Here is a 7,500-nt window from a genome sequence, read left to right on the forward strand (position 1 = left end):
GATGCCAGCCATCGATCTCAAGGCAATCGCCGAGACACTAGGGGCCAGCAAAGGCATCGCTGCCAAGCACGATATCGACGCCATCACAGCTGCTCTCGGCGTCAAGACGCAATCCGTCCCGGTTGGCGACGACTGCGCGGCCTTGCCGGATGGTGACGAATACCTGCTGTTTGCCATCGAGGGCTTCATGAACGCTTTCGTCGCTGCCGATCCGTGGTTTGCAGGATGGTGCGGCGTCATGGTCAACATATCGGATATCGCCGCAATGGGTGGACGTCCGATGGCGGTCGTCGATGCCATCTGGGCAGATGGAGAGGCCGGCGCGGCCCCGGTTCTCGCTGGCATGCGCGCAGCGGCGGAAGCCTACGGCGTGCCGATCGTCGGCGGCCACACCAATATCCGCACCGATCGCAGCCAGCTATCCGTCGCCATCCTCGGCAGGGCAAAACGGCTTCTGACCAGTTTCGATGCAAGACCCGGCGATGTGCTAGTGGCCGCCATAGATCATCGCGGCCGCTACCGCCCGCCATTCGACAACTGGGAGGCAGCAACGGACGCGCCTCCGGAACGTCTGCGCGGCGATCTCGAAATCCTGCCCCAGATCTCCGAAGCGGGGCTCGCCCTTTCCGCCAAGGACATCAGCCAGGGCGGTATCGTCGGCACGGCTATCATGCTGGCGGAATGTTCCGGCGTCGGTATCGACATCGACGTATCCGCAATCCGCAGTCCCGACGGCGTCAGCCTCGAGCGCTGGCTCGCAACCTTCCCCAGCTACGGCTACCTGCTGTCGGTCGCGCCGGAAAACCTCGAGACAGTACTCGCCCTTTTCGCCGCCCGCAGCATCGCTGCCGATGCCATCGGCACGGTGACAGTGGGAACTACGGTGACGATCACCGATGGCAGCGAGCGGATCGTCATCCGCGATCACGCCGAAACGCCCCTGATGCAACTTCGGCCTGGCGAGGTTGCGGCATGACCCGGCCTTTGCGCATCGCCATGCTGACGCACTCCACCAACCCGCGCGGCGGTGTGGTCCACGCCATGCAGCTCTCCGAGGCATTGACGGCGACGGGGCACGAGGTCGTGCTCCACGCCCCCGATACGAAAGGCACCGGCTTTTTCCGCCCGCCCGCCTGCCAGACCGCATGCTTTCCAGTCCAACTCGCAGCCACGGACATGACGGCCATGGTCGAGCAGCGCATCGAGGATTACGTCCGCTATTTCGAACGAGCGGGCGCGGGAGAATTCGACATTTTCCACGCGCATGACGGCATTTCCGGAAATGCACTGGCGAGGCTGAAAGAACGCGGATTGATCCCCGCCGTTGCCCGCACGGTCCACCATATCGACCAGTTCGCCGATCCGCGGCTCATGGCGCTGCAGGACCGCTCCATCACCAGCGCCGACGCCTTTTTCGCAGTCAGCACCCTCTGGCAAACAGCCTTGCAGGCACAACACGGCGTCACTTCCACCGTCGTTGGAAACGGGGTCGATACCCAACGCTTCGCCCCGGCCTGGAGTGGCGAACAGGCAGCATTGCACGATCGTATCGGCCTGCAGACCGGCCCCGTTTTCCTCAGCATTGGTGGCATCGAGGCGCGCAAGAATACGATCGGAATCCTCGATGCCTTCCGTCAGTTGCGCGCCGTCAAGCCCGATGCGCAACTTGTCATCGCCGGCGGCGTCTCCCTGCTGGACCACAGCGCCTACCAGGAGGAATTCCACTCTCACCTGCGCAGCCTGCACGACGATGCCTCTGCCGTGCACATCATCGGCGCGGTGTCCGACGACGACATGCCGAACCTCTATCGGCTCGCCGACGCCCTGGTGTTCCCGTCGCTGAAGGAGGGATTCGGACTTGTCGTGCTGGAGGCGATGGCCAGCGGCACGCCTGCAATCGTCCCCTCCATTGCGCCGTTTACCGAATATCTCGGCAGCGAAGACGCCATATGGTGCGACCCCCGCCATTCCGCCTCCATCGCCGAGGCCATGGCACTGTCGCTGGTACCGAAGATCCGCGACGGCATCATCGCCCGTGGACTGGAAGTGGCTGGCAGGTTCTCCTGGCGCCGCGTCGCCGAAGCCCACCTTTCCACCTATGCAAACTTGAAGGAGGCAGCCAATGCCTGAAATGCGCTTCGTGATCACCTGGCCCGATGGCACAGATGAGACCTGCTATTCGCCATCGCTGATCATCCGCGATTTCCTTACCGAGGGCGAAAGCTATCCGGTGGCTGATTTTGTCGAGCGCAGTCGGAAGGCACTGACCATCGCCAGCGATCGAGTCGAGGCGAAGTATGGGTTCGCCTGCTCGGCAGCAAACGACCAACTCGCCCGCATCGAAAGCGCAGCCGAACCTTTCCTTGCCGGCGAGGATGCCCGCATCCGCTGCAAAAGCTTCATCCTGTGAAAGGACATCCGATGACCCGGTCCCTCAACACCCATTACAGCACTGTCGTCGTCGGTGGAGGACAGGCCGGCCTTTCCGCCAGCCACTACCTCAAGAAGCACGGCATAGAGCACGTCGTCTTCGAGGCGAAAACAGTGGCCCACAAATGGAAAAACGAGCGCTGGGATGCATTTTGCCTGGTAACGCCGAACTGGCAATGCCAGCTTCCGGACCATCCCTATGACGGCCCCGATCCTCACGGTTTCATGGTCAAGGACGAAATCCTCGCCTATCTCGAGCGCTTCGTGAAAAAGGTGGATGCCCCCGTCCTCGAAGGCACGCGCGTCACGGCGCTCGAAAAGACCGGCGACGTGTTCCGCCTCGAAACGTCTGCCGGCACTGTCACGGCAGATTCGGTCGTGCTTGCCACAAGCCTCTACAGCCGGCCGTTCGTGCCGCGCGCCGCAGAGCGGCTCCCCGCGACGATTACCCAGGTCCATACGGCAAATTACCGCAATGCCGCGCAACTTCCCGAGGGCACCGTCATCGTCGTCGGTTCCGGCCAGTCCGGTTGCCAGATCGCCGAAGACCTGCATCTCGCCGGCCGCAAGGTCCACATGGTGACCGGCAATGCGCCACGCTGCGCCCGCTTCTATCGCGGCCGCGACGTCGTCGACTGGCTGGCAGATATCGGCCAATACGACATCACCATCGCTCATGACGGGATGACGAAGAAGAAGCACGATACCAATCACTATCTGACAGGCCGGGATGGCGGACGCGACATCGACCTGCGCAAGTTCGCCCTCGACGGAATGTCGCTTTACGGGCGGATGACCGCCGTCTCGGACGGAAAAATGCTGTTCGAGCCGAACCTAAAGGCCAACCTCGACAACGCCGACCGCGTCTACAATGGCATCAACGCCCTGATCGATCGCCACATCGCTGAAAAGCGCATCGAAGCCCCAGACGGCAGCCCTTATGTTCCCCTGTGGGAGCCCGACGCCGAGCCAGGAGAACTCGATCTCGAGGCCGAGGGCGTCACCTGCATCATCTGGGCGACCGGATTTACCCCAGACTGGTCCTATGTCGGCCTGCCGATCTTCGACGGTACGGGCTATCCCGTGCAGCAACGCGGCGTCACGGGCATCGCCGGCGTCTACGTTCTAGGCCTTCCCTGGCTCTGGACCTGGGGCTCCGGCCGCTTCCTCGCCGTCGGCCGCGATGCCGAGTATGTCGTCGGCCATTTGGCAAGCCATCTCGATCGGGTTGGCAGCCCATTGAAGCAAGCGGCGAGTGGCTGATCGATGAACATTGCCTTGCGGACGCCCGGGCTCCGGGGACCCTCGACGCGTGACCTGATGGACCGCGCGCTCGATCCCTATCTCCTGATCGGAATGCCGCACATGACACCGTACGGCCTGTCGGAAACCTGGCTGATGAAGGAACTGGGGCATCGCCACTGGCTGATGCTGGCGCGCGAACTGGACATGGAGAATGCCGATTTCCGAACAGCCGAAGGAAACGAAGCCTACGCCGCCATTTGCGCCACCTCGCTGAAAGCCGAGGGGTTCGGCGACGTGAAGGCAAACGACATCCTGACGATACGCTCAAAGCTGTCAGCAGTCTCGATGACGCAGACGTCCACGACCCACGAACTCCACGTCAAGGGCAGACACATCGGAGGTGCCGAACTGATTTCCACCTTCGTGCATCGGCGAACCCAGGGCTGCAATCGCTCCATTGCCCGTGTCGCGGTCAGCAAACCCAGACCGGAGATCTACAAACCCAGCCAGCTTTCAAAAACTGCCACCGATCTCCGTAACCGCCGCCTCGACCGACACTGGGGCCTACCCGTCATCACCGCGAAACCGCTGCAGACGTTCGGCTTCACGCCCAGCCCGTCGCAGGAATTCAACGGAGCAGGCCTATTCTATTTCGCAGAATTCCAGGCCATGGCCGAGCGCGCACTCGAGACTTTCATTCCAGACAAGCCGCCAACCACCCACCGCGAGGTTTTCTTTCTCGGAAACATAGAGACAAACGAAAACGTCTTTTTCGACCTCCTCTGCTGCAACGCCCAAACTGAAACCTTTCACGGTCAACTCCGCCGAACGACAGGCAAAATCATCGCCACGATGTTCATCAGATGTAACGGAGTTGCCGGAACGTCAAACGGCCCGCCTTCGTTATGACGCGGGCCTGGTGAAATCGCCGTAATGCATGCAGTGAGAGATTTGGGTTGCGAATACCGGCTCCCCATGGTTAACAAAGCGCGAGGCGCTGATGTGGGGGCCGCACCCCGAACGCGAAACGGCCCACTGTCATTACGACGCGGGCTTTATAGTCCTGGGCAGTGCATTGCTGTTTGTTTGGGATTTGGTTGCGGGGGCAGGATTTGAACCTGCGGCCTTCAGGTTATGAGCCTGACGAGCTACCGGGCTGCTCCACCCCGCGGAAAGTCGTGTTGTTTGCGTTTGGGTTGTTGCAAACGGTATTGGTTTGTTGGTTTGGAACGACTTTGTGTCGTTGTGTGCATGTGAATGAGAATTATGTTGCGTTTTGCAGACCTGGCAGCGACCGACTCTCCCGCGTCTTAAGACGGAGTACCATAGGCGCAGGGGCATTTCACGGCCGTGTTCGGAATGGGAACGGGTGCAGGTGCCCCGCCATGACCACCAGGTCGGCAAAGCGCAACATTTGAGAAGCTGGGTGGCATCGCCACTTGAATCTTTTTTAACCCAGAACGACTTGCCGTCGTCCAGGTGAACACGTTTATTTCGATCTTCTGTTTTCAGCACTGTCCGGATCACTCCAGCAGCACGATTTCATCGTGCCGCCAGGCGTCTGGCGCAAGCCTGTCCTCGGGCTAGACCCGAGGATCCGCAGCGCCTTTGGCGCGTGAGGACAAGAAGATCATGTGCATCAAACGCAGTTTGATGAACATGAGCAATGAGAACGATCAAGCCAGTCGAGCTATTAGTACCGGTAAGCTTCATGCATTGCTGCACGTCCACACCCGGCCTATCAACGTGGTCGTCTTCCACGGCTCTGATAGGGAACACTCGTTTTCAGGTTGGTTTCCCGCTTAGATGCTTTCAGCGGTTATCCATTCCATATTTAGCTACCCTGCTATGCCCTTGGCAGGACAACAGGTCCACCAGAGATATGTCCATCCCGGTCCTCTCGTACTAGGGACAGATCCTGTCAATATTCCTACACCCACGGCAGATAGGGACCGAACTGTCTCACGACGTTCTGAACCCAGCTCACGTACCGCTTTAATTGGCGAACAGCCAAACCCTTGGGACCTGCTCCAGCCCCAGGATGCGATGAGCCGACATCGAGGTGCCAAACAACCCCGTCGATATGGACTCTTGGGGGTCATCAGCCTGTTATCCCCGGCGTACCTTTTATCCGTTGAGCGATGGCCCTTCCACGCGGGACCACCGGATCACTATGACCGACTTTCGTCTCTGCTCGACTTGTCAGTCTCGCAGTCAGGCGGGCTTATGCCATTGCACTCGACGACCGATTTCCGACCGGTCTGAGCCCACCATCGCGCGCCTCCGTTACTCTTTCGGAGGCGACCGCCCCAGTCAAACTACCCACCATACACTGTCCCGGATCCGGATAACGGACCGCGGTTAGACATCCATGACGATAAGGGTGGTATTTCAAGGATGGCTCCACAGAAACTGGCGTCCCTGCTTCAAAGCCTACCACCTATCCTACACATGCCGACACGAATGCCAGTGTAAAGCTATAGTAAAGGTGCACGGGGTCTTTCCGTCTGACCGCAGGAACCCCGCATCTTCACGGGGAATTCAATTTCACTGAGTCTATGTTGGAGACAGCGGGGAAGTCGTTACGCCATTCGTGCAGGTCGGAACTTACCCGACAAGGAATTTCGCTACCTTAGGACCGTTATAGTTACGGCCGCCGTTTACTGGGGCTTCAGTTCAGAGCTTGCACCCCTCCCTTTAACCTTCCAGCACCGGGCAGGCGTCAGACCCTATACGTCGTCTTGCGACTTCGCAGAGCCCTGTGTTTTTGGTAAACAGTCGCTACCCCCTGGTCTGTGCCACCCCGCAAAAGTTGCCTTGAGCGGGGCCACGCTTCTTCCGAAGTTACGCGTGCAATTTGCCGAGTTCCTTCAACATAGTTCTCTCAAGCGCCTTGGTATGCTCTACCTGACCACCTGTGTCGGTTTCGGGTACGGTCTATACGGTGGAGCTATTTCCTGGAACCGCTTCCCTGCACGATCAATCCAATAAGATCGTACAAGTTACGCAATCCGTCACTACCACCAGGCCCACGATTATTAACGTGGTTCCCATCGACTACGCGTGTCCGCCTCGTCTTAGGGGCCGGCTAACCCTGCTCAGATTAACTTTAAGCAGGAACCCTTGGTCTTTCGGCGAGGGGGTCTCTCACCCCCTTTATCGTTACTCATGTCAACATTCGCACTTCCGATACCTCCAGGAGCCCTCACGGGTCTCCCTTCACAGGCTTACGGAACGCTCCGCTACCACTGGCAAACTCGCTAGAGTTTTGCCAATCCTCAGCTTCGGTGCATGGCTTCAGCCCCGTTACATTTTCGGCGCAAAGACCCTTGACTAGACCAGTGAGCTGTTACGCTTTCTTTAAATGATGGCTGCTTCTAAGCCAACATCCTGGTTGTTTTGGGATCCTCACATCCTTTCCCACTTAGCCATGACTTGGGGACCTTAGCTGGAGGTTAGGGTTGTTGCCCTTTTCACGACGGACGTTAGCACCCGCCGTGTGTCTGCCTGATAGTACTCCCCGGTATTCGGAGTTTGGTTAGGATCAGTAAGACGGTGAGTCCCCATAGCCCATCCAGTGCTCTACCCCCGGGGGTATTCGTCAGACGCTCTACCTAAATAGATTTCGCGGAGAACCAGCTATTTCCGAGTTTGATTGGCCTTTCACCCCTAGCCACAAGTCATCCCAATCTATTGCAACAGATGCGGGTTCGGTCCTCCAGTTGGTGTTACCCAACCTTCAACCTGCTCATGGCTAGATCACTCGGTTTCGGGTCTAATGCAACTAACTATATCGCCCTATTCAGACTCGCTTTCGCTTCGCCT

General features: G+C 59.1%; 5 protein-coding genes, 1 tRNA gene and 2 rRNA genes (1 of these 8 only partly in view). 5 read left to right on the plus strand and 3 right to left on the minus strand.

The features are described 5' to 3' along the window. The first annotated feature begins 1 nt into the window (after nucleotide 1). From J5289_RS17805 to J5289_RS17825, 5 genes are read left to right on the plus strand one after another with little or no spacing between them, the layout of a single operon-like run. Nucleotides 2-976: a sll0787 family AIR synthase-like protein gene (locus tag J5289_RS17805; protein WP_209182161.1), complete on the plus strand. Its 975-nt coding sequence runs from the start codon at nucleotides 2-4 to the stop codon at nucleotides 974-976. After that, nucleotides 973-2,130 (plus strand): MSMEG_0565 family glycosyltransferase, encoded by a 1,158-nt coding sequence (locus J5289_RS17810; RefSeq protein ID WP_209182156.1) that lies wholly within the window; start codon nucleotides 973-975, stop codon nucleotides 2,128-2,130. Before J5289_RS17805 ends, J5289_RS17810 begins: the two co-directional genes overlap by 4 nt. Then, on the plus strand, nucleotides 2,123-2,410 hold the full coding sequence (locus J5289_RS17815) for an MSMEG_0570 family nitrogen starvation response protein (RefSeq protein WP_209182157.1): 288 nt from the start codon (nucleotides 2,123-2,125) through the stop codon (nucleotides 2,408-2,410). Before J5289_RS17810 ends, J5289_RS17815 begins: the two co-directional genes overlap by 8 nt. Before the next feature lie 11 nt (nucleotides 2,411-2,421). Further along, entirely contained in the window at nucleotides 2,422-3,693 is a 1,272-nt protein-coding gene (locus J5289_RS17820; RefSeq protein ID WP_209182158.1) for an MSMEG_0569 family flavin-dependent oxidoreductase, read from the plus strand. Between the two features lie 3 nt (nucleotides 3,694-3,696). Continuing rightward, complete coding sequence (locus tag J5289_RS17825; protein ID WP_247748928.1) at nucleotides 3,697-4,584, plus strand: Pnap_2097 family protein; 888 nt, start codon at nucleotides 3,697-3,699, stop codon at nucleotides 4,582-4,584. A gap of 185 nt (nucleotides 4,585-4,769) precedes the next feature. Here the strand turns inward: J5289_RS17825 and J5289_RS17830 are convergent. From J5289_RS17830 to J5289_RS17840, 3 genes are all read right to left on the minus strand, one after another. After that, nucleotides 4,770-4,846 (minus strand) — tRNA-Met (locus J5289_RS17830). Between the two features lie 111 nt (nucleotides 4,847-4,957). Then, nucleotides 4,958-5,072, minus strand: a 5S ribosomal RNA gene (rrf, locus tag J5289_RS17835). A 275-nt stretch (nucleotides 5,073-5,347) separates the two neighbouring features. Next, nucleotides 5,348-7,500 (minus strand): 23S ribosomal RNA (locus tag J5289_RS17840); it runs 809 nt beyond the window's last position.

It is taken from the genome of Rhizobium sp. B230/85 (assembly GCF_019355735.1).
Taxonomy (GTDB): domain Bacteria; phylum Pseudomonadota; class Alphaproteobacteria; order Rhizobiales; family Rhizobiaceae; genus Rhizobium; species Rhizobium rhododendri.